Source organism: Shinella sumterensis (assembly GCF_004514425.2).
Taxonomy (GTDB): domain Bacteria; phylum Pseudomonadota; class Alphaproteobacteria; order Rhizobiales; family Rhizobiaceae; genus Shinella; species Shinella sumterensis.
Genome location: NZ_MYFN02000004.1, coordinates 245,991 through 268,164, shown reverse-complemented (window position 1 = coordinate 268,164; position 22,174 = coordinate 245,991). Strand labels below are relative to the sequence as shown.

Genomic DNA, 22,174 nt, shown 5'->3' with positions numbered 1-22,174 from the left:
GAGCGATGCGACAGGTTCGTCGAGCTGGACATGACGAAGCTTCCGCCCGACGGTCCTGCGCTTAACCGAACGTTCCGGTGCGCTACTTGTGGCGAGCGCGGGCGAAGCATCGTCAGTGCTCGCAGCGCGGACAGGACCGTGCCGGTCGCGCGACCCTTGCCTAGATAGCCGCCAGCCCTATTCTCCTTCGAAGTGGAGGTGCGCATGGCTACGATTACAGGACCCAGACAGGGCGTGGACCCTGACGACGCGCAGATGGACTGCGAACAGGCGCTCGACGACCACGTTCGCGACCTGATCGACGAAGCGATAACGGCAGGATGGCCACCGCACGTTGTCTTCGCCGCACTAAAAAGCGTCGTCGACAACAGGGAACTGGCCTACGCCGAAGACCCGGACCCGGCGCCTGACCCATGAGAGCCGGCCTCTGGGCAGAACCCGTCACGTTCGAGACGCTGACGCTCGGTGTCTATCGCACCATCAGCAGCGCGAGCGAGGCGGCTGGCATCCTGCTTTACCACTGGCCGACGGACGAAGGTCCGGCCTTCAAAGCGGCGCAGGAAATATGCCTGGCCGCCTTGGAGGGCAAGGTCGACCCGGAAGAGTCGCGTCACGCGTTCCTACTGGCTGCCGACGAGGCCGGTGTCTTCATACGGGATTAGGACGACCGCCTTGTCCCCGGCCTCGCTTCATAGAGGCGATCTAGTCGCTCACCAAGGCCATCAATCCGATTGCCGACGCCCTCGATGGCGCGCATGATCTGCGCTGTCTGCTCCTGCATGCCGGCCTTGGTCACGTATGTCTCGGCCGTATGGAGTTTGTGGTCGGCCAGTTCCTGGCGCGTAAGAAGGGCGAGCGCGTTGGCTGAGGCTGCAACACCGGCCGCCTCTGTCTTGGCCTTCTCCACCTTCCCCTCGATCCGCCACCAGATGCCCCAGAGCGTGCCAGAGAGCATGACGAAGAAGCCGACGACGGCCATGATTTCAGAGCCGGTCATTTCTTGCCTCCAATCGCCTTTGCGATCAACTGGGCACCGGCAACGCCACCGCCCACATAGAAGATGTTCGCGAACACGATGTCCGCATATTCCTTGAGCTGCGGCGGCAGCGCCGCAACGTCCGGAAGCGTACCGTCGAACAGCGAGTCCGTCATGCCCCAGCCGAACCACGCCGCAGTCGGAACGGCGGCAATGAGCCAAGGAATCCAGAAGGCCTTGTGCTGCATGCCCTCGCGCACGACGGCCGCGTTGTTCGCCTGTGCCGCCATCTGCGCCTCGAGCGCCTTGATGGACACGTCAGCCTTGATGCGCTCGGAGTCGTTCGAGGCGTTCAGCTTGAGCTCGTAGGCGCGCGTCAGGGCGGTGGCGAGATCGCCACCAAGCCATTTCAGGATAAGCTGGATCACGTTGCCCAGCCCTTGCGCTTGGCCCACTGCCACCAGGCAATCGGGACGGAGGCGATCGCGGCGCTGATGCCGGCTTCAATGGAGGCGGCAACGGCGGGGTCGGTGGTGAGGAGTTCCTTAACCTCGTCGCCGATGTAGCCCGAACCGTACAGCCAGCCGGCGATGACATAGAGAAGAATGCGAAGCCATACGGTCATTTCGAGCGTCCCGGAAAGAGTGCGATGATGAAGGCCGTAAGCACCTCCAGCCAGCCAGCCTTCTTCGTCGGCGTGGCGCTGGGCGGCATTTCCGGCTTGGGCGCGGGGATGGGCGTGGTGGTGGCAGTGGAGGCCGGCACGGAAAGCTTGAGCTTCATTGCCCTGCCGCGCGCGTCCTTGACTTCCGTCAGACCGAGGCTGCCGCCGTTCCACCGCTTGCGGATCGCCGTCGTCTGGCCATTGTCGGCCATCTCGTTCAGGCCCCACTTCTGCCAGAGGATGAGCGCCGCCTTCATTCCTGCGTCAGCCTGCCGAAGCAGGTCAGGGTTTGCCACGACGGGAATGCCGCTTTCCTTTTCGACCTTGGCGAAGTTGGCGCGGCCAGTGACCTGGCCCGGCCCGGAGCCGCGATAGTCCCAGCCATCGTTCGGCTGAGTGTTGCCAAGGTTGGTACGGCCCCATTCGCCGCCATAGATCTTGTTTGCGATTGCCTTTTGATCGGCCGCCCGCTTCCCGGATCGCCCGAGCCTGTTCACGTCGGCCGCACTGATTCGATGGCGACCGAAGGTCTTCATGAGCCCTTCGACGGAATAGTTCAGGTTTTCCGACAGGCGAGTGAAGCCGCCCGTCTCATGGCAAACGTTCGCCAGGAACTCGGAAATGCGCTTCTGGTTGTTCACGCCATAGGCAGCAGCATATTTGTTGAACGCCGCCGCAAGGTCGTCGTGCATCTGCACGCGCTTCGTCGTTCCCGCGATCGCTCGCAGGTCGTTTGCAGTTACCATTTCGATTTCCTTTGAATAGTGCCGACTTAGTTGGCGTCGGTCAGCCCGTTGCGCTGATACTGTGACCAGCCGTCTGGCGTCGCAGGCGTGCCGGCGGGGGAGTCCTTCGCGACGGTGCCCGTTTCGCCGACGGTCTTGCCGCCGCCGCTTGTCGCGCCGTCTTTTGCGGGAGCCTTGCCGCCCTTGCCGGACTTGCCGTCGTAGAGCTTGGCGCTGATCGCGGTCGTGTAGCCGCCAGACTTGTCGTACTTGTGGGTGGCGGTATCGATGACGTAGGGCACGCCGTCTAGGCCGGGGCGGATTCCGCTGAACAGCAACGCCGAGCCCGCGGTGATGGCCGTGTCGCCGATCACGGTGACGCTGGCAGAGCCCTCAAAACGCTTTCTGTCGTTGGCTTTTGCCTGCGCAGCCTTGTCGGCCTCCGCCAGGCTGGAGAATGGTTCGGTTATCCGGTAGACGCTGTCGCCGTCAGCATCGGCGTCCACTGCGACTTCGACGCGCTCCGCTTTATCCTTGTCCTGATAATACGCGACAACCTTGCTGTACTTTGTCTCGTCGTTCGATTCGAAAGAGCCGGAGCCCTGAACCACCATGTCAGGCGTGACGATTACCGTACCAGCAAAGGTGCCGCTTGCGGACAGGCCGGAGCCTCGTTTGGAGAAAACGAGCTTCCCCCCCTTCACTGCGAACAATGCATTGTGACGATCGGCAAGGCGCTGGAGCATCTGGACATTGGATTCGTCTTGCTGCCCGAACCACTCATACTCGAAATCGCCAATATCCGAGTCAACAGAGGCGGAAAGACCGCTCTCCGTCGCCACCTCGGACACGATGTCCTTGAGCTTCTTCTTGTCCCAGTGCCGCTCCTGCTTTTCCTTCAACTTGCCGCTTCGCAGGTCAGCAGATTTGCCGCCGATCGACATGGAATACGGTAGAAACTTAGGTGTCACTTTGTCGGCAGTGAACCGCCCTAAAGACCGGGTCGTGCCGTACCCCATTCTGATATCTACGACCGCCCCTTTGCGCGGGATGGCGAGGAATTGCGGCGGTCCGTCGTTCAACTCCATATCGAACGTGTCTGCGCCACCCTCCTCCTTGTCCGTCACCGTGACGGATATCAGGCGCTCGTAGAACGCGCCGGCAACAGGCTGGCCGTCGATCGTGATTTCAATTCTGGGCTTCATTGATTACTCCCAGATCTTCACCAGTTCGCGCGCCGCCGGCCGCGTGTCGATGTCGGGCAAGACGAGCGCGGTCCCGATCGGCAGAACCGGCCCGAGCGCCCCTATGCCAGGATTGGCGTCGAGGACGATTTCAGTGGTCGAGCGCGTGCGGCCGTAGAAGTCCCGGCAGACGAGGTCGACGGTCTGTCCGGCTTTCGTGATGTATGTGGATGGCATCGGATCACCCGAACAGATTGAGGATCGGTGCAAACAGGCCGCCACCGGCAACTGACTGGCCGTAGCGCCTCAGTGTGATCGAGTAGCTGTTCTTCCGCGCCGCGCCAGCAGCGTTGTGGTAGCTGCGATCCTCGTCGATGCCGTGCACCGTGAACATGCCATGGATCACGCCTTCGTAGTCATCGCCGGAGACAAGCATCATGGGCGTTCCGGCCTGCGCTGAGGCAATGATACCATCGAGCGACGCCTGGCCGCCGTACTCTTGCGGGAACAGCACACCGCGGATCGTCACCTCTTCAGAGGTCGGGCCGGTCCATTGCTGCTGATCCATGGTCTGCGCGACCTTGATCTCGGCCCACGGCGTCTGCACCTTGCGCTGCACGCCTTCATAGCCAAGCCTGTCGCGCGCTTCGAAGGCGAAGCCTCCGAGCATCATTGAAACGGTCATGGGGGCTCCTTGCGTGACGGCTGGTAACGCGGTAAGATTGCCAGATGGAAAACACAAACAAGCGATACGTGCGAGTAGCGTTGTTCTTGTTCACGTTGTGGCTATGGTTTTACCTAGCCACCGAGATGGCTAGGTTTGTGTCGTGAGATCCCTTACCTAGGCCCACCCCAGCTTGCGCCTACGGTCGACTTTACGGCCTGTCCAAGGCGGGACGCGGCCGCGTCAGCTGCTGCCTCCGGAGATGACACGCCACTTATGGTGATCGGTGCGTTTACCGTGATCTCAATCGGCTGCGGGTTCGTCACCGCCACCTGCTGAACGCCTGACGGCTGGTTCATTGCCGCGATGCTGCTCGAGTCGATGATGACGGGCGTGTTGCTGGCGGCTTTCGTTTCGACACCAAAGTGCTGGCGAGAGTCGAAGCCGGGGTCTGCTGCGGCTCCGAACATGAACCTGCTCAGCCCTGAGACCCCGGCCTCGTCCTTCTTCAAGCCAAGCATGCGCTCAAGAAAATCCTTGAACTTGGCCTGATTCTGTACCTGCTTTTCGAAAGTGTCGCCGGGCGTCTCGGAAAGCAGCTGCGGCGTCGAACCGATGACCGCTCCAGCACCAAGCCCCTTCAGGTACTTCCACGCAGACCCCAGCGTCGCCGCTATGCCGCCGCCTGCCGCGGCTCCACCGGCCGCAGCACTGCCGGCGCCAGCGGCGCCCGCTGCTCCACCACCAATGATGCCGCCAATCTTGCCTAGCGTCTTCAGAATTCCGACGGCCGTCGTGATGCCAGTAAGGAACGCGATCGCCCGCGCCAGCTTCATGATCGAGCTCGCGACAAGGCCAATCCCCACGGCGGCAAGCATGAGCTTGAAACCGTCCGCGCCCAGCTCTCCAAGGAACTGCGCGATCGGATTGTTGCGGATCGCGTCAGACAGTTCGCGGACGGATGCGCCGTATTCCTTGAACTTTGCGAAGATCCTGCCCAGCTGGTCGGCCGAAGCAGAGCCATCCGCCTTGCCGAACAGCAAGTCACCCAGGTCGTTAATTGTTTCGCGAATGCCGCTGTCGACGCCGAAGCCCTGCAGGAAGGCCTGCATCGCCGTGCCCATCTTGTCGAAGATGGTGGCGCGCTCGCCCATCGTATCCAGGATGTCACCGACGCCGAGCGCCGCTTCCTTGATGCCGGGCAGCATGTCGTCGCCCATGCTGCGGAAGAAGTCGGCGAACTTGTTTTTAAGGATTTGCAGCACGTTTCCGACCGTGCTGGCGCGGATCGTGTACTCCTTGAAGGCGCTGCCCGCGTAGTTCGCCTCATCGCCCACGAGGCCAAGCTGGCGCCGCAACTCCGTGGCATTGTTGATCACGGGCATCAGGGCGCGCGCTTCGTCGCCGAACAGCGCCGAGGCGATCGATATCCGCTCCCACTCCGGCAGCGTCTGGATGCGGTCGATGACGTCCAGCGTCGTCTTCAGCGCGTTCTTCTGCATCGACTTGGCGGTCTTCACCGCATCGAGCCCCAGACGCTTGAAAGCTGTGTTGTGCGTCTTGGTGGCGCGCGTACCGATCGTGAGAGCGCGGCCCATGTTCCGGAACGAAGTCGCTGCGACTTCCGCCTCACCACCAGACGAGATCATGGCGCCACCGAACGCCAGGGTTTCCTGCGCCGAGAAGCCGAACATCTCGCCGGTTGCGGCGACGCGCTTCGTGTATTCCAGCAGCCGCGGCGCATTGGCCGCCGTATTGTTCGACAGGTGATTGAGGCTGTCGGCGAACAGCCCGACCTCGTTCACGCCGAGATTAAGCTGGTTCTTGATCTCCGCGAGCGCCTGCCCTGTCTCGGCGACCGGAACGTCCCATGCCGTCGACACCTTGGCGACCATCTCGCTGAATTTGGTGATCTCCGCCAGCGGGATGTTCGACTGGCCGGCCGCCGCGTAAATCTGGGCGATTCCGCTGGCCGCTATCGGCAGTTCCTTCGACATGGCGATGATCGAGCGGCGAACGTTCGCCATCTGCTCGTCGTTCGCGTCCAGCACCTTGCGGACGTCGGCGAATGCAGACTCAAATTCCAGCGCCGCACCGACGGTTCCGCCAATACCCTGCGTGACGCCCACATAGGCGCCACCGAAGGCGGCGAGCCGACCAGCCATGCCAAGGAAGGAAGCGTGCCCGCGCTGTAGACTACCGAGCGCGCTGTTGATGCCCTTCGCCCTGCCCGACACATTGTCGATGAGCGAGAGTATCAGGCTTGATTTCAAGACGGCCATGCTGCCCTCGCGCTACATGCCGCCGCCGAACAGGCGACGGACTTCCATTGCTTTTTCGAAGTAGGCCATGGCCTTACTGGGCGGCCACTTTTCGAGCCGGTCTACGTCCTGCTTGAGCTCGCGAGCGATGACGCTCACAATCAGGCGCCAGTCGTGACCGGCGGCTCCTCCCCCAGGAGGTCTTTGGTTGCGGCCATGATGGCGTTCAGATCGCGAGACTTGACCTTGCGGAACGCTGGAAGCGGCACGTCTGCCATGGATGCCAGAACAGCGACGATCTTGGACATTTCGCCCTTCACGGCGTCGGCTAGCATCAGGTCGCCGACTTCGGCTTCGCGGAAGGTGAACTCGTCATAAATCTTGCCGTTGTGCTCAACGGGCTTGGAAAGCTTGACAGTCGTCATGCTGGTCTCCTCATCAGGAAAGAAAAAGCCCGCATTCGCGCGGGCTGAGTTTGCGGCGTGGAATGCTAGAGAAGCAGCGAGTTCCGCATGCCGCTATGCTGGCTGATGCCCCCGATCTTCACGTCGAAGTCATCCATTTCGATCAGCTCGTCACCGTCGACTTCCAGCTTGTAGTAGTTGACCGAGACCGAATAATCGTTCTCCGCCATGTCGCCCGGCTTCCAGTTGCCCGGATCGGCCTGCTTGAGAAAGCCGCGGATAGTCATGACCGCCGAATGCTCGACGCCGTCCTCATCCACCAGCGCGCCAGTGATGAGGAACAGGTTCTCCGTCCCGGCCTTGAGGCCGAACAGCTTGAGGATCTGCGGGTCGAGGCCGGGCATCTTGAAGCTGAATTCCAGCTTCTCGTAGCCCATATGGACCTCACGCGGCTTGATCATGCCGGCGTTGCGAAGCTCCTCGAGCTTCGCCTGCGGGACCGGGGGCGTGATGTCCCCGATCTGACCCAGCTTGGAGACGCGGTCGGCCCACAGCATGCAGTTACGCAGGAGGTAACTTGGAAGATTGCTCATCGTGTATTCCTTGTGATTAGACGGCGAGCGTCAGGGGGCCGTTCTCGATCGCGCCGCGCACCTCATCCAGCAGCAGCTGGTAGTAGAGGATGTTGCGGTGGGTCGTGATGTTGATCTGTTCCATGATGCCGACCGGCTCGAATTCGACATTCAGGAACACCTTGCCGTTGGCGTTGACCGTCGGCTCGTTCAGGTCGGACAGCCAGACGCGGCCGCCGAGGATGTCGTCGTTCTTCTGGAAGACGCGAAGCGCGGCGTTGCCGTCCTCGATCATCATCTTGAGGTTGGCCTTTGTCAGCTTGCGGTCGACATAGACGAAGTACAGGTCTTCCAGCGCTTCGTTGATCATGTCGGCCGTGGCGCGGACGCTGTCGAACTGCCAGATTTCGGTATCCGTCGCGAGGCGCGAGCCCCAGGTGCGCAGGCCGCCACGCTCATTGATAACGGTCGAAACCTGCCGCTCGTTGAGGTAGTTGCTGTCGACCGGGTACTGGATCGTGCGCGCAACGCCATCGAGCGTGCGGATGATCTTGTTCGATACCGAGCCGGACACGCCTTCCGGAGAGGCCACGACGCGAGCGCGAACGCCTGCAAAGACCGGCGCGATCGGAACCGTCACAGGCGTGCCGTTGACGTTCTTGATGCCCTTGGGGTCGATAATCAGGACGCGGTCGCTGTTGACCGTGTTGCGGAAGCGGACGGCCTCTGCGTTGGTCGAGTTCGGGCCGTGGATGTAGGCACGCGCGCGGATCTGCGGGCAGATCGTCGCGAGGGCCGAGACGAACGGGCTGGTGACGTCGCCAAGGTTGGCAACAGCCGCCGCGCTCGAGCCGCCGCCACCGGAGAAGCTGACCGTCGGTGCAGAGATGTAGCCTTCGCCAGGCTCCGAAACGGTAACGCCAGTCACCGGGCCGCCGAGTACCGCCGTCAGGATCGCGCCAGAACCACCACCGCCGGAAAGGGTAACGGCAGGAGCGTCGACGTAGCCGGAGCCCTTGTTGCCCATGGTGATGGCCGTGATGGCACCGCCGGAAACCGTCGCTGTCGCCGTCGCCTGCACGCCGCCAGCCGGAGGCGGAGCGATCGTGATCGTCGGAGCCGTCGCGTAGTCGGCACCCGCGTTCGTGATGGTGAGCGACTTGACCTTGTGCTTGTTGATGGTCGCGGTCGCGGTGGCATCACCAGTCGAGAACGAAACGGAAGGCGCTGCGGTGTAGTCCGCGCCACCATTCGTCACGGTGACGGACAGCACGCCGTCTTCGATGTAGGCGCCCGTGTCGCCGGCCGTCACGATGACGCGCGGCTGGACACCCAGGAGCGACTTGGCGCGCAGAGCGGCATAGAGGCCGGTGCGGGCGGCCGCGTCGCCGATCAGGTTGGCCTGCACGACTGCCGGGTCTTCGTCGTCCTCGACGCGGTTCACGATGACAGTCGAGCCACCCTCACCCATCACCGTCAGGACGTCAGCCAGCAGCGTGCCGACCGAGCCAAGCAGCGAGGCAGCAGCCTGGGACGTGACGAGCGTCGGGGTATTGACCGGGAAAGCCGCAGAATCCGCGTCGGGAGCCGTGCCGTTGACGAACGTCACACCGAAGTTCTGGACGCGCAGAAGCGATGGCGTGTCGGGGCTTTCCCCAAGGTTCACGCCATGGAAGTACGATAGGTCAGCCAATGCGGCCTCCTTTAGGATGTGGTTGGGTGGTTTGTGGTGGTGGGGTTAGGGGCCCGCTTCTCAATCGCGGGTGGTGAGATGTTCGGCTTAATGTGGGAGAGTAGAAAAGCCGATCAGTAATTTAGAGCCCGACCTTGGCGGGTGTGGTGCAGTCAATCACGATATATGATTGTATGATCACTCGACGCCACCTTGTTGGGTATGGCAAACGTTAGGGACCACGCATGGAAGGTGATTACGTACACAATGCGCAGATCCATACGTCACACGCACGGTTGAGCAGAACGCTAGCGAAGGCTTCACTCGTTTTGCCGTCTATCGTGATGGCGGTTGTTATTGCGGGAGAGGTCCCGATCATCGGGAAAGACGCGCAATATTACCTCCAGTCCGGCAGTCTTTGGGCTGAAGGGAAAGTATCTTATGCCGGCAGCCATATTGGCACGCGAATTTTCCCGGTGCTCTATTACTACTTTTTTGAATGGGCTCTCGGCCCCTCGATCGACAGCGTCTCAATCGCGCTCGGCGTTCTGTTTCTCGCATTTTGCGGTGCTGCGGCATGGCTCTGCTATGACGGTTTAAGATCAGAGAAATTGCGGGCCGTCGCCTTCCTGACAATCATCGCGATTGGTTTCGTCTGGATCGACTGGAGAAGACCGCAAACCGAGCCGTTCATCGTTATTCTCGTCCTGCTTGGCCTCGTCCTAGTCCAGAAAGCATTCCGAGCACCGAACCCATCCGGTCAATGCAGTTTGCTCTGCCTCGCTGCCCTCATGTGCGGAATCGGTCTCGGGTTCAGGACTGAGACGCTGATCCTTCTCATATCCATCATATTGGTCTGGGTCGCGGCGGGCGTAGCAAGGCAGACCAAAGTCAACGCGATATTGGCGTCGGCCGCTATGGTCTTCTCCTTCATTGGTGGTTCTTACGTGCCGGGCCTGGCTTTTCGTGCGCTGTCCGGTCAGCCAATGCCACAGCAACTTACCGGATACTTTGTGTTCTTCCATCCTGTTGAAGCATTTGGCAACGCTTCGTTCGGTCCAGCGTCCGCCGAGCTTGCCAAGCTTGGAGCGGAGCTTCTTTCCCATGCCCCTCGCCGCATCGACATAGAACCGATCCGTCTAGGCTTGTCGGGAGCCTACAATTCCAGAGGGCCGAAGTACGCTTCCGATCTTTACTTGAGAGCCGGACTTGAGACCATTACGGCCACACCTAGAGCGGTAATCGCGGATACGGCTTCGACTGCTCTCGCCTATCTGGCCACGCGGCCTGGAACATACAGGGTCGATAAGGACGATGTCGCCATGGCCGACACACGTGAAAGACTGGCCGAGATTGATGGCGAGCGTCTTGAGCAAGCGAAGTGGCGCTTCCTCGGTGACTTCAGCTGGCCCACCGCGACAATCGTCGACAATCGAACGTCCGCACGGCCGGTCCTCGAAGGAATCGAAACCCCTTATCTAACCTTTTCAATTCCAGCGTGGGCAGTCGCAGCTCTGACCGCCGTCGCATTGATAGTCTCGCTCAAATCAGCCCAAGCGCCGTGGGTCATAGCAGTAGCGGCATTGTTCTATATCGGATCTGTCATGGCCGCTGCATTCACTCAAGGTTTCGTTGACCGCTATTGGCTTGCCGCGAGCTTACCATTGATGGCCGCGATCGTTCTCGGCATACTCAAAACGAATGATCGTCTTCCGGTCACACAAATTTCGAGCTAAGAGGCAGATAATTAGAGAATGTCGGCCTCAACTATGAAAACTGGATACCTTTCAATGATTGCCCAGCTTCTGATCATTGCGTTGGTGGCGACTGCTGCGCAAATTGCCATGAAGTTTGCAGCAGAGGCGTGGGCGGCAACAGGATCGATCTTTTCTACGAAAGTTTTGACCCTATTCGCAGTCGCAACCGGCATAGCGATTGCAGGGCAACTTCTGTGGTTTTTCGTTCTTAGGACGACACCACTATCAACTGGGTACATATTCCTGTCTTTGGTTTTCGTGTTGGTTCCGCTGTCAGCTTTCCTCTTTTTCGGTGAGAAGATGACAACGGCTCACATAATAAGCACATCATTTATCGTCGCCGGCATCATCGCCGTCGGCTTCGGGTCGGAGTGAATCAAGATGGCCGCTGAAAACGTTCAAAAGGCCCATTATGAGGCTATGCACGACGACTATGAGCGCCATTACTACGATGCAACCTCGCTCGACTATCGGCGCCGATTTATCTTCAAGCCCGCGCTGAAAGGCCTTGATCTCTCCGGTGCCCGTATTGCCGATATCGCGTCTGGAAGTGGATGGAACACGGTCCTGATGAAGGAGTTCGTGCCTACCGCAACATTCCACGGCTTCGATATCTCAGGCCCAGCGTGCCGAGCATATCAGACAAACACGGGCTTTCCCGCCACGGAATGCGACCTCTCCGCCTACTCCCACGAAGGAGAGCTTTTCGACGCTGCAATCGTCATCGGTGGCCTACATCATATGGTCAATGATCTGGCCACATCCACCGCAGCAATAGCGGGGATGATTAAGCCCGGTGGTTATTTGATCGCCTATGAGCCCAACGCCGACTTCTTCCTAAATGTCGCTCGCAAGGCATGGTACAGGGTGGACCGGTACTTCGAGGAAGAAACGGAACGGGCACTTTCTGTCGAGGAATTGAAGTCGTGTTTTAGCGGCAAGATGGACCTTATGAATGTTCGACCCATTGGTGGGCCCAGCTACATTTCCATTCTGAACAGCCTAGTGCTGCGCATACCTATGGCAGCGAAGAAGCCCCTTGCCTCGTTGCTTAACGTGGCTGAGGTTGCTTACAACTCACTGCCCGGAAGAGCGCCATTTCCGGCGTTCCTGTCCACGTGGCAACGTCTCTAGATCGCGTTAGATATCCATGATTTCCAGATCGTCTACATAGGCCGTGCCCGTAGCGCCGCCGACGCACTGAACCATGAATGCGGCGCTGGTGTTATATGCCGTATCCGTCGCCAATGTCGCCCCATCAAGCTTAATCACAACATTGTCGCCAACCTCGAACGACAATTGATGCCAGCCCGCAGTTCTGTTGACCGCGGTTGTGACCCACGACCCATTGCGCAGCCGGTAAACATACTTTGACGAAGAGATGCTTCGAACAAAGCCGACCGTCAGTTGCGCGACCGTTATAGCGTCTGCATCCGGCACGAGCCGGAAAGTATTCTGCGAACTCGCCGTCGCGTCGAGATCGTCATAGATCCAGACGGAATAGACCTTATCGCGAAAGCCTTTCTTTTCCAGCATCCCGGATCCGACGATACGAGCGCCATAATTGCCGGTCTTAGCAACCGTCGATCGCCCAACCGTCCCTGAATACTCGTCCCAGCCGAGAAGGCTGCCGGCGCCTTGCTCTTGAGCCCAACCAATCCCTTTATACCCGTCGTTGACGGCGTTTCGGCCGGAGTAGAAGAACTCATTTCCGTACAGCGAAGGAGTGGTTACATAGTTACTGTCGAACGCGCCTGAAGCCCCATGTGATAATATCGGAACACCAAGCGTCAGGTACGTTCCATCGGTGATCGAAAGGAATGTGTTGTACTTCTGCGGCTCGACCTGCACCTGTCGAGCGTATGCGATTTCGAAGGCCTCGCCGTTCCACCGCACAGATGGGTAGATGGCCTGCCAGTTCGCAAGCATTGTGAGATCGAACCATGCGCTGTCATCGGACTTGTACGCCCAGCCCTTGAACATCCGCATCTCATTGCCGTTCATGCGTGTGACGAAGATCAGAAGCTTGTCCTCGTCGTGAGGATCATCGATGACGCAAGGAGCATGAGCAGCCGGTGAAGGCATCCCCGAGAGGTACGTCAGCCCATACCAATTGACGAGGTCCGTCGAACGAATGACTGCCGCACGATATTGAGGGTTCCTGTCGCTGAAAACGCTGCAATACAGGCTGACTATACCGTCTGCTATACGAGCCGAAAAGGGCGCAAGACCCTGATAAGGAGAAACGACAGACTTGTCGATCACCTTGCCCTGCTTGACCCATGAGCCGTTGATGAGCTTCGCGAGACCGATGCTGTTCTGAAGGCGCGGGTTGGCGCCCACATTCCGAGAGCCGGCATGCGCAATGTAGCGCTCGCCGCCAAACTCAAACGGCACGGCTGCATAGACGAAGTAGTCGTCCCAAGCGCCGGATGCCCCTCTGTCGATGATCGGCGTCGTTGTCAGACGGTTATAGCCCTTTTCATGGTCAATAATCATGCTGTCCAATACCTCGCAGAAATAGTGCCGCCGGCCTGGAATGTGTCTGTTCCGTTTGCAAAGGTTAGGCGCACGCCGGTGAGAACGTCGGATAATTCTTTCTCGGAGACAGTCAGAGTCGTCTTCTGTGCGCCGGAGTCTGTGCGGCCAGCCCATAGAGTGATGACCCACTTATTGCCGGCATGCTTTCGGAAGGTTGCCCCAACAGTGTAGACTGAAGAAGACGTATTGCTGCCGGTGATATTGATGTTTGATGTCAAGGATGCGGTCGCCGCGGATGTGGCAGTCATATCAGAAACACCACCAATGGCACCCGTGGTTTCTGGACCACCTGAATCTACAAGCTGAAAAACCGGGTTTGATCCTGTGCTTGACCGCAGACCACTGATACTTATGTCGATAAGCTTCGTGGTTGATGGAAATGATAGGTCCTGCGCCGTCCCGGATAAGGACGCCGCCGCAATTTCCCGCAACCCCAGACCGGCAAGGTCTACATCCCTGTCCGGCATGATGATGTCGCGCTTCTGTCCAGCCGTGATTGCAGCCAGATTAAAACCTAGCCGCTTTGTCGGCGCGGCCGACGGCGCCAGCACGGCATCCTGGATCGAGCCGGTCATCACGCCGCCAGATTTATCCAGCTTTCCGGCAAGCGCACTCGCATCTGCCTTCAGCGCCAAAGCGGCAGTCGTGGCGGCCGCGTCGGCTTTCGTCCCGATCAGCGCAGCCATGGTGGCCGCGAAGTTCGGATCGTCACCAATGGCCGCAGCGAGCTCGTTGAGCGTGTCCAACGCACCGGGGGCGCTATCCACCAGCGCGTTGAACGCCGCTTTCACGAAGGCAGTCGTGGCAAGCTGTCCGCTGTCCGTGCCAGGCGCTGCTGTCGGGGCAGTCGGCGTTCCCGTAAAGGCAGGAGACGCCAGACCAGCCTTCGACACAATAGCCGCCAGAGCATTCGCAACGTCCACGTCAATGGCCCGCAGGGCGGCAATCAACCGCCCTACGTCGACCTCAAGCGTGTTCCCGACCGCGGGCTCTGGATAGCCGCGGTTCGGGGTCGTGTTCTCAGTCACCATCTTGTGGATTCCCAAACGTTATGAAGTGAAGGCCCGCAGGTCAGCGACCGAAGGCCGCGCCGCTGGCGTACCCGTGAGGGTCAGCCGCAGTCGCCCGCCAGTCGGAGCCGCAACGCTTGCCTCGCGGTAAGAGCGCTCAATGAAGCCCATATCGATCGGCGATGCGGATATCTGGGAAACAGCCGACCAGTCGTCGTCAGTCGCATCCACCTCAACCGTCAGGGCCGAACCAACAGGCAGCTTCGTTGACGCGATAACATCAAGCTGCATGTCCGCACCGAACGTGAACGCCCGGCTGACATACACACCGTTGGCCTGCATCGTGCCGAGGACAGCCAGGATGTCTCGCCCAACAACCGGAGTGACCAGCGGCCCACCCGTCAAGATGGCCCGGATCGTCAGATTGCCAGTGAAGAAGGAAGTTCGCTCCCAGACCTGATCGGGCAGGACCCTAACAGGCGTTTCCGATCCGAAGACCAGCTCGAAGACAACAGAAGTCGCTTCGGTGGGCAGGAAGACGTTGCTGCGGATAATGACATCCGACACGTCCGTCACGGCATATGTGCCAAGGTCGACAGTGCGCGACGTCGGATTGAACCTCGCGCAATTGATCTTGAACGTGATGTCCGAATCCTGGTGGACCGTCCAACTGACGGCGTTGCTCGAACTGAAACGCGTGCCAACCGTATAGGGCTGGGCCGCGATCCACTGCTGGTTAACAGCATCGAAAGCGCCGCGATCGGCAATGCTGATGCTGTGGTCCGGGTCGTTGGTCTTGACGACGAACGCAAACATCTGGTCGGGGGGCAGGTAGAACGGAACCGGAAACGCGAAGTTCGTCCACGTTCCGGTCAGCACCGACTGCATATCGACTTCCGTCTGGGCGATGACCTCCGTCGTCGGAAAGCCATTGTCGACCGTGACGAACTCCAGGATTACAGGCTCGGCCCGGTTGCCAATGGCGCAGAACTTAATGTCCACGCTGCTGACGTGGCGGCCCTGCGTGAAGCTGAAGCTCTGCGCCTGCGGGTCAATCCCGCGCCAGGCGCTGTTGGTGTTGTTACTGCTTACGCCGCGACCTGAGTTGCCGCCGGTCTGGAACCGCAGCACCGTCGTGTTGCGCTGGAGCTCGATCGTCTCAAGGCGCCCCTCACCTGTGAAGCTTGCCGTGCAGACCGTTCCAGAGCCGCCGACAGCGCGAACCAGCTTCGTGCCAGAAGTCACGCCGGCCGGTATCGTGAACGACCCCGTAATGACGCCGCTTCCATTGGCCACGAGTCCGCCCGGATTGACGTTCACGCCGTCGAACGTCAGTTCGGCGAGCGTTTCACCAGGGCCGAATTGGCTGATCGTGAAGTTGACCGCAATCTGGCGCAGAAACCGGATAGGCTGCGTTCGCACGTTCTGCAGGACTTCCGTCCGCGTCACTCGCTCCGTGTTGCCTGAGCCGAAGATCTGCGTCTGCTCGGAAAGCCAAACAGTCTGCCGCTGCGTCCAGAAGTCTTCCGACGGCACAATCCGAAGGATTGCCGGCAGCGGTGCAAACGACTGGTAGGGGTTGATCTTCACGCAGCCGGAGACGAGCTCCTGACTGACAACCGTTTCTTCGCTGTACGACAGGAACAATGATGATCCCGCGTCGATTTCCTGAAACGCCGCAGAGATCGGTATCTGGAACGAGCCGTTAAAGACAGCGCCGTTCTGCGTCACGCCAGCGTCACGGAAATCATCGTTCAGCAACGGGTCGCTGAAAATGCCTGTAGTCTCTGCCGGCGCGCGCGCATTGATGTCGATCTGCTGTTTTTGAAGCGATACCTGATTAAACAGGTCCAACACGTTGTTATACATGCGATCGATGGCTGAGAACGGGTACGCCCGGATTGAGTCATTGACCACCACCGGAGTGCCAAACCAGTCATTGTAGATCGTCGCCAGCGACAGGAGGGTCTTTGGCACCTGCGGCGGCTGCGGCTGTGTCGGAGCCGATAGACCCTTGAGGTAGACGACATTGCCGTCCGCATCCAGGCAAATCCTGTCCGTTCGCGGCAGCTTGTTCGTATAACCAAGGAATACCGGCTGACCCGTGACACCGCCGGCCACCGAGATCGTCGTTGCCGTGATTGCAGTCGGCGTGACCGCATCGAGGTAGCGGTAGGTCACATTGTAGGAGGAGGATGTTGCCGGCTCAATGCCGCCGACCAGCCAGTCTACGGAGTCGCCACTGCGCTGATAGTCAACGCCCTGCGTGTACGTCGTTCCGCCCTGCACGACCGAGATGATCGAGGTGACGCCGTCGTCGGGCAGTAGGTCAGCGCCGTCGGTCACGCCCTTGGTGAGCGTTACAGTGCGCTGCTTGGTGACGATGGCCGATGTGACCGAAGACACCGGAGGGCGGCGCACGGTGATTACAGCCGTGCCGCTGCCTCCGTCATCGAAATTGTGCGGTTCGGCATCGATCGTGCCGGTATCGGGCTCTTCCGTCTCGGCAAAGCGCGATGCCGTCGGACGGTTGCGCTTGAAGCCCATGATGTTGGCGCGGCCCTCGGAAATCGCGAAGATCTGCTTGCCGGCCTCCAGGCCAAGCGGCGAGACCGTGCACCCGCGCACCACATAGTTCTCATGGGCGTCGTAGTCGTATGTCGCGATCTGCTGCTGAATCCCGGACAGGGTCGGCGGGGCGTCCTGCGAAACGATCACGCCGTCGCGAAGCAGAAGGTACGGATAGAACTGCCCTGCTCCGCCGTCGCCTTCAATGGCCCAGGCGAAACTGACGACAGTGCGCACCGCGCCGGGCTCTCCGTAACTCTCCTCTGCTTCCGGCACGAGACCGAGATAGATATCGTCGTCCTCTGCCGTCACGATGGTCGTGGTCGAGCGAACGCCGATTTTCACGTCACCAGTCATCGGGACGTCGACGAGCGTGCCCTCCGGCACCTTGCGGCGTGAACCGTCGATGTAGAGTTCGCCGGCCGTGATGGTGACTGTTTCGTCTTCGACGTTGACGAGAACGTCAGCACCGTCGATGCGGTCTCCGTCTCGGGCGATCAGGTCGCCGATGCCTTTGCGCTTCCGCTCCTCGATCGAGAAGGCTTCGTTCAGATCCGCGCCCTGCGACAGGTCGCCCTCGCCCAGGTAGACGCGATCGTTGTTCGGACGTTCGGAAATTCGGTCGCGAATCCTCGCAAGATCCGGCCTTTCGACCGGATCAAATACTAGAGTTGTCATAATGACCTCAGATGGTGAGATTGATGACAATGCGCTCGCGCACTGTTTCCAAGAACGTGAAGGAAATCGGCGACTCCCCCACGCGAACCTCGCCATCGGGAAAGTCGATCTGCTCTGGATCGAGCCATGTCTTGAAGGGCGCTACGCCCTGGGCAACGCCACCGAACACGACGGCTGCGAAGGCAACCTCGCCGGACGCCACGCCGAAAGCGATCGTCGCGTCATAAGCGAGAACGACCGTGTCTTCGGTGTCGCCGTAGTCGGTGATGTCCTGAACTGCGCGCACGACGCGGGCGTACCCGATAGGGTCGCCGTCGGCGTCATAGAGCCCGATATGGGCGCTCTTCTGCAGCATCAGCCAAGACTTCAGGACGCGCGCGTCAGAAACGCCGCCCCATGTCAGTCCGGGTGCTGCCCACGTAAGTGATCCGAGCCAGGTGACATCGTCGCCGTCAGCGAAATCAACGCCCAGTTCGGCTGCCACCCCGGCCTCGGCCGTGGCATCAAGTTCATGCGTCCGCCCGTGCGACCACTTTACTTTGCCGTCTGCAATGCGGACTCCGGAGCTGTCACCCCATATGGACCGCCCCCAGCGTGACCGCCCGTAGACATGGCCACGCACGTCGTATCCGAAGTAGCCGCGCCAGAAGAACGAGCGCGCCGGATCGGACAAGCCGGCAAGGTATTCGGCATTGGTCAGCCGCTGGATTTCATCGACGCCTGGTAGTTCGCCCATCTGGATCTGGTAGAGATGCCAGCGCCTGCGGCCGCGAACCTGATCCTGAATGTCGATGCCGTCATAGTCGATCCATGACAGTGACGTCGTGATCGCCTGCGGGGTTCCGCGGAGACGCTGCCACACCCTGCCCTCATCGATCAGGTCCTCGACCGTGTCGAAGAAGTCAGAAATCGGGCCGAGGCCGTATTCATTCACCAGCCACGGCGCGACCGTGATGTTGAGCGGCCGGGCGTATTTCAGGCCATGGATCGCGTCGATCGAAGGACCGAGCTCGCTCGCGATGTCGGTTGCCTCTTCCAGAGCCAACTCAAAAGCGGTGCTGTTGGATGGCAGAAGAGAAACAACCATTACCGAAGCCTCCCCATGTAGGACAGGTTTACCGTCCCGAACGCCGCCGCGCTGAACTTGTCCATGACAACGTCCGCTACCGGGGCAGTCAGCGTCACCTTCGCCGCTCCCGCAGCCATGAGGCGCGAGATGATCCACGACGTGTTGACGTCGAAGCCGATACCGCCCTCACTGTCGAGTGCGTCACGGAGCGTCTGCTCGAGGCCATCGAAGACCGACATGGGTGCCTCCGGCAGAAGCCAGATGCTCGCCGTCACATTGACGATGGTCTTGACCGCCGGCACCACGGAAAGCACGTCATTGACGGAGCGCACGGCTGGCGCACTCAGGGCCGCCAACACAGAGTCCAGCAACGGTGCGCCGGGCGTTCCGCCATTGCTCGTCGTCAGGATGGCGACTTCGATCTCAGGGCCCGTGCCAGGCCGATAGACCGCCACGTCTCGGACATCAACGTCCACCGACCGCGCATGAAACTTGTACCACTCCTCCGGCCCGGCCGTTGACCTGCCTTGGTCGGCAAGCACGATGCGCTCGCGAAGCGCCTTATCGGATTCGCCCGGAAGCCGGGTGACGCCGTGGTCCGCTGCAAGGTTGTCCAGGTCGGCGCCAGTGGCGTACGCAAGCAAGTTCGATCGGGACGCATCGTTGACGCGCGCCCGCTCCAGCATCTCGCGGTAGGCGTTCTCCTGAATGATGATCATTGCCGGGTCGGTTTCGAGCATTTCGACGTCGTAGTCCGGAAGGCCCGCGTCAGGATTGGCGAGGCGAACCGCCTCCCACAGATCCTGAAACGTCTGCTTCTGGCGGGCGACAATCGCCTCGTAATCCAGTTCCTCGATGACCTGCGGAGTAGGCAACGTCGATAGGTCGACCATGTCGCCCTCCATAGTGCTAAATCGTTAGTGCGACGCGCGCGACCTTATCCTCAGCGACGCTGTAGTCGCCCAAATGCCCGCGCGGGAAATAGGTGCCGGAGATCACAAGGCCGATCTTGCCGTCAGCGCTCACAGACCGCACGGCGCCCGTCCGCATTCGGAACCGAGGCTCCCATGCGTCGATTGCCGCAGCTGCGGCCGAATAGACGGCCAGGATGTTCTTCCGGATAGTCTTGCTGTCGACTAGGTCAGGCAGATCCGAACCGAAGGTACGGCGCATGACGCGCGAACCGATGGCCGTCTGGATGATCTTGCCGATCGACTGGTCGGTGTGCTCCCAGTCAGTGAGCGGCCTTCCGGTTACGGCGCTTATTCCTGCCGAGTCTCGCATGTGGCTCTTCCTTGGTATCGGCCGGAACATACGACGCCACAACACTGCCTCGCGGCGGGGTCAGTTCGGCAGCCTGCTCATCGCTAAGCGAGAACGGCACGCCGGCCGTGCGCCAGCGACCTGCGACCTCACAGTCGCGCTTTGTCGTGTAGAGTTTCATGTGGCCTCCTAGACTGCGTAGACGCGGCTGGCCGAACCCACGGCAACGTCACCGTCGCTGTCGACGTCGCCCTTGCGGTGGAGCAGCTGACCGCCCTCGCCGCCAAGGTGAACTTCTCCATCCAAGACGATCTTGGCCGCGGTGATTGTAACGGCCTCCCCGCTCGCCCCGATCACCGTGTCGCCAATCTTGATATGGAAGGGCACGTCGGCGTTCTCGCGAGCGTTCTCTTCGCTGTATGTCGAAAGGTCGATCGTCGCGTCCGCCAGGTCGCCGCTTTCTGAGTGAACGTCTACCTGCTCGTCTACCGACAGGATAACGTCGATTTTGACGCCTCCAGCCCCGAGCGTTCTGGGCCGTATCCAGGGCGTCAGGTACGGCTTTCCGCCCTGCTCGCCTAGCTTTACGCGATACTTTCCCGCGTTCTCGCCAGTCCCGACCTCAGCAACCCTGCCGGTTCTCTTGCGGTTTCGTCCACGGCGCTCGGCATCAGCGAGGCGGCCATAGATATCCGCGATCTGATCGGGAAGGTTGTCCGGAATCATGGTGCGCTTCCTGTACGGCTACCCCTACGAGACTGGCACAACCGGAGCCGCGCCGACCTCAACAATGGCGATATCGCCCTCGACGCCGTCAGGCGGCACGATCAGCAGGTTTTCGCCCTCTGTCTTCGTGATTCCGTATCGGCGGAGTTCCGTCTGCCAATCCGTCGCCGAGCCCGCGATCTGTGCCTGCATCAGCGCCACCTGGGCATTCAGCACGGGGTCGCTCTCGGTCGCGGCCTTGGCAAAGAACAGCGCCATCGGGCTTTCGGGCTTCAGGTCCCTGCCTCGAACCGGGTCGGGCATCAACATGACGGTCAGCTTGATCTGCTGGGCAGCCAACCGGACGCCGGAGCCGTCGCTGCTCGTGCGGGCCCGCTCGATCAGGCCGTTGCCCATGTGGAACTTGCGGAATATCTCCGCCCATTCATTTTCAGGGTCGGACAGCGTGTCGCCAATCTGGCGCGCAACCACGTCCAACAGAAACTCAAATGCGGCGTCTGTGCCTGGTATGCCGGGGTAGACAGCGCTCTCGCCGGTCTCCGGGTCGGTCACTACGTGGGCCGACGTCACGCCCATCTCAAACAGGAAATCCGTCGCGCCGTTATCTGTCCAGGAGCGGAGCATGTTCTCATCGGACTTCGCCGCATCGGCATAGACCGAAATGAACGGCTTCTCTTCGTCCGTCCGCAACTCGCCGTCCGCCGTGACGTCCAGCGCACCGATCTGGCTGTCCAGAACGTTGTCGCCCACCAGAGTCTTGCCGCGGAGCGCATAGACAGCAGCAAGGCGGGCTGCGATTCGTGTCAGGGACATGGGGGCTCCTTGCTGGTGGCTGGCTAAGCGTGCGGATCGAATTTAGGAAGGCGTATGTGACGATCTACCCACGGCGGCGGCAGGTCAGCGCTGAAAACCACTACCTTGCCGTCCGCCCAAGCAGATGTGCGCTTCTTGGCAAGGGCGATCGGAGATCCTTCTGGTGTTTCCTTACCGGGTTCATCCATGATGAAGTAACGGGCCGCGTGATGGCGGAGACCAGTCAAGCCGGCGGAGATGTAAGGCAAACTTCCGCCGAAAACATCACGCTCCATATCAATCGCCTGCATATTTGCCGCATAATGCAGGCGCACAGACTGGCCATCGTTGTGCAGCCTGTTGGCTACCCGCAGTGCAAGCGTCGACTTGCCATGCCCACACGGAGCGCTAATCCATATAACAAGTTGCTCAGGCTCTGCCAGGTATTCGGCAAGGATGGTCTCCGCCCACTGGCGGTCAGTCCAATCATCCGAAAATGCCACCGTCTGAGCCACGCCGACCGTAGGCAGCGCAATAACAGCCGTCGCGATCATTGCCGCACCAAGAAATGTGCGTCGGTTCATTGTTAACTCCTCATCTAGCGGCAACAAAAAGCCCGCCAGAAGAACTAGCGGGCCTTGTCTTGGC

26 protein-coding genes are annotated in these 22,174 nt (G+C 60.4%); 5 read left to right on the top strand and 21 right to left on the bottom strand.

Translation table 11 applies throughout. From position 1 onward, the window contains the following. The first annotated feature begins 204 nt into the window (after window positions 1-204). Both B5M41_RS10390 and B5M41_RS10385 read left to right on the top strand, forming a co-directional pair. Window positions 205-417 carry a hypothetical protein gene (locus tag B5M41_RS10390; protein WP_134647303.1) on the top strand — a complete coding sequence of 71 codons (213 nt, stop codon included), beginning with the start codon at window positions 205-207 and terminating at the stop codon, window positions 415-417. Further along, window positions 414-662: a DUF982 domain-containing protein gene (locus B5M41_RS10385; protein WP_134647305.1), complete on the top strand. Its 249-nt coding sequence runs from the start codon at window positions 414-416 to the stop codon at window positions 660-662. The genes B5M41_RS10390 and B5M41_RS10385 overlap by 4 nt, the downstream gene beginning before the upstream one ends. Here the strand turns inward: B5M41_RS10385 and B5M41_RS10380 are convergent. From B5M41_RS10380 to B5M41_RS10330, 11 genes are all read right to left on the bottom strand, one after another. Next, a complete protein-coding gene (locus B5M41_RS10380) occupies window positions 659-997 on the bottom strand; it encodes a hypothetical protein (protein WP_134647307.1) in 339 nt (112 codons plus the stop codon). The genes B5M41_RS10385 and B5M41_RS10380 overlap by 4 nt on opposite strands. Continuing rightward, on the bottom strand, window positions 994-1,404 hold the full coding sequence (locus B5M41_RS10375; RefSeq protein ID WP_209020851.1) for a hypothetical protein: 411 nt from the start codon (window positions 1,402-1,404) through the stop codon (window positions 994-996). The genes B5M41_RS10380 and B5M41_RS10375 overlap by 4 nt, the downstream gene beginning before the upstream one ends. After that, window positions 1,401-1,601 carry a Pam3-gp28 family putative phage holin gene (locus B5M41_RS10370; RefSeq protein ID WP_134647309.1) on the bottom strand — a complete coding sequence of 67 codons (201 nt, stop codon included), beginning with the start codon at window positions 1,599-1,601 and terminating at the stop codon, window positions 1,401-1,403. Before B5M41_RS10370 ends, B5M41_RS10375 begins: the two co-directional genes overlap by 4 nt. Further along, window positions 1,598-2,386 carry a glycoside hydrolase family 19 protein gene (locus B5M41_RS10365; protein WP_134647311.1) on the bottom strand — a complete coding sequence of 263 codons (789 nt, stop codon included), beginning with the start codon at window positions 2,384-2,386 and terminating at the stop codon, window positions 1,598-1,600. The genes B5M41_RS10370 and B5M41_RS10365 overlap by 4 nt, the downstream gene beginning before the upstream one ends. Before the next feature lie 26 nt (window positions 2,387-2,412). Beyond that, window positions 2,413-3,570 carry a phage late control D family protein gene (locus B5M41_RS10360; protein ID WP_134647313.1) on the bottom strand — a complete coding sequence of 386 codons (1,158 nt, stop codon included), beginning with the start codon at window positions 3,568-3,570 and terminating at the stop codon, window positions 2,413-2,415. Window positions 3,571-3,573: 3 nt separating this feature from the next. Beyond that, a complete protein-coding gene (locus B5M41_RS10355) occupies window positions 3,574-3,786 on the bottom strand; it encodes a tail protein X (RefSeq protein ID WP_134647315.1) in 213 nt (70 codons plus the stop codon). Between the two features lie 4 nt (window positions 3,787-3,790). After that, on the bottom strand, window positions 3,791-4,234 hold the full coding sequence (locus B5M41_RS10350; protein ID WP_134647317.1) for a phage tail protein: 444 nt from the start codon (window positions 4,232-4,234) through the stop codon (window positions 3,791-3,793). A gap of 152 nt (window positions 4,235-4,386) precedes the next feature. Next, window positions 4,387-6,342, bottom strand: coding sequence for a phage tail tape measure protein (locus B5M41_RS10345; protein WP_167718844.1), 1,956 nt, complete (start codon window positions 6,340-6,342; stop codon window positions 4,387-4,389). 293 nt (window positions 6,343-6,635) lie between these two features. Next, window positions 6,636-6,899, bottom strand: a complete 264-nt coding sequence (locus B5M41_RS10340) for a phage tail assembly protein (RefSeq protein WP_134647321.1) — start codon at window positions 6,897-6,899, stop codon at window positions 6,636-6,638. Between the two features lie 65 nt (window positions 6,900-6,964). Further along, window positions 6,965-7,471: a phage major tail tube protein gene (locus B5M41_RS10335; protein WP_167718847.1), complete on the bottom strand. Its 507-nt coding sequence runs from the start codon at window positions 7,469-7,471 to the stop codon at window positions 6,965-6,967. 16 nt (window positions 7,472-7,487) lie between these two features. Continuing rightward, complete coding sequence (locus tag B5M41_RS10330) at window positions 7,488-9,143, bottom strand: phage tail sheath protein (protein WP_209020852.1); 1,656 nt, start codon at window positions 9,141-9,143, stop codon at window positions 7,488-7,490. Between the two features lie 224 nt (window positions 9,144-9,367). Between B5M41_RS10330 and B5M41_RS10325 the strand changes: the two genes are divergently transcribed. From B5M41_RS10325 to B5M41_RS10315, 3 genes are read left to right on the top strand one after another with little or no spacing between them, the layout of a single operon-like run. Next, window positions 9,368-10,858: a hypothetical protein gene (locus B5M41_RS10325; RefSeq protein ID WP_134647323.1), complete on the top strand. Its 1,491-nt coding sequence runs from the start codon at window positions 9,368-9,370 to the stop codon at window positions 10,856-10,858. Window positions 10,859-10,912: 54 nt separating this feature from the next. Continuing rightward, window positions 10,913-11,254 (top strand): DMT family transporter, encoded by a 342-nt coding sequence (locus tag B5M41_RS10320; protein WP_134647325.1) that lies wholly within the window; start codon window positions 10,913-10,915, stop codon window positions 11,252-11,254. A gap of 6 nt (window positions 11,255-11,260) precedes the next feature. Beyond that, window positions 11,261-12,013 carry a class I SAM-dependent methyltransferase gene (locus tag B5M41_RS10315; RefSeq protein WP_134647327.1) on the top strand — a complete coding sequence of 251 codons (753 nt, stop codon included), beginning with the start codon at window positions 11,261-11,263 and terminating at the stop codon, window positions 12,011-12,013. A gap of 6 nt (window positions 12,014-12,019) precedes the next feature. On the opposite strand, the gene B5M41_RS10310 is transcribed toward B5M41_RS10315, so the two are convergent. From B5M41_RS10310 to B5M41_RS10265, 10 genes are all read right to left on the bottom strand, one after another. Beyond that, on the bottom strand, window positions 12,020-13,378 hold the full coding sequence (locus B5M41_RS10310; RefSeq protein WP_134647329.1) for a hypothetical protein: 1,359 nt from the start codon (window positions 13,376-13,378) through the stop codon (window positions 12,020-12,022). Beyond that, window positions 13,375-14,451: a hypothetical protein gene (locus tag B5M41_RS10305; protein WP_209020853.1), complete on the bottom strand. Its 1,077-nt coding sequence runs from the start codon at window positions 14,449-14,451 to the stop codon at window positions 13,375-13,377. Before B5M41_RS10305 ends, B5M41_RS10310 begins: the two co-directional genes overlap by 4 nt. 18 nt (window positions 14,452-14,469) lie before the next feature. Continuing rightward, complete coding sequence (locus B5M41_RS10300) at window positions 14,470-17,676, bottom strand: DUF4815 domain-containing protein (RefSeq protein ID WP_167718850.1); 3,207 nt, start codon at window positions 17,674-17,676, stop codon at window positions 14,470-14,472. A gap of 7 nt (window positions 17,677-17,683) precedes the next feature. After that, a complete protein-coding gene (locus B5M41_RS10295) occupies window positions 17,684-18,763 on the bottom strand; it encodes a phage tail protein (RefSeq protein WP_134647333.1) in 1,080 nt (359 codons plus the stop codon). Further along, window positions 18,763-19,638 (bottom strand): baseplate assembly protein, encoded by an 876-nt coding sequence (locus B5M41_RS10290; protein WP_167718853.1) that lies wholly within the window; start codon window positions 19,636-19,638, stop codon window positions 18,763-18,765. The genes B5M41_RS10295 and B5M41_RS10290 overlap by 1 nt, the downstream gene beginning before the upstream one ends. 16 nt (window positions 19,639-19,654) lie before the next feature. Then, window positions 19,655-20,029, bottom strand: coding sequence for a GPW/gp25 family protein (locus tag B5M41_RS10285; protein WP_134647337.1), 375 nt, complete (start codon window positions 20,027-20,029; stop codon window positions 19,655-19,657). Continuing rightward, the gene (locus B5M41_RS10280) at window positions 19,980-20,189 is read right to left on the bottom strand and encodes a hypothetical protein (protein WP_134647339.1); all 210 of its coding nucleotides are present in this window, start codon (window positions 20,187-20,189) and stop codon (window positions 19,980-19,982) included. Before B5M41_RS10280 ends, B5M41_RS10285 begins: the two co-directional genes overlap by 50 nt. Before the next feature lie 8 nt (window positions 20,190-20,197). Beyond that, the gene (locus B5M41_RS10275) at window positions 20,198-20,734 is read right to left on the bottom strand and encodes a phage baseplate assembly protein V (protein WP_134647341.1); all 537 of its coding nucleotides are present in this window, start codon (window positions 20,732-20,734) and stop codon (window positions 20,198-20,200) included. Between the two features lie 24 nt (window positions 20,735-20,758). Beyond that, entirely contained in the window at window positions 20,759-21,484 is a 726-nt protein-coding gene (locus B5M41_RS10270) for a hypothetical protein (protein ID WP_230640044.1), read from the bottom strand. 86 nt (window positions 21,485-21,570) lie between these two features. After that, window positions 21,571-22,110 (bottom strand): hypothetical protein, encoded by a 540-nt coding sequence (locus B5M41_RS10265; protein WP_134647345.1) that lies wholly within the window; start codon window positions 22,108-22,110, stop codon window positions 21,571-21,573. Window positions 22,111-22,174: the final 64 nt, after the last annotated feature.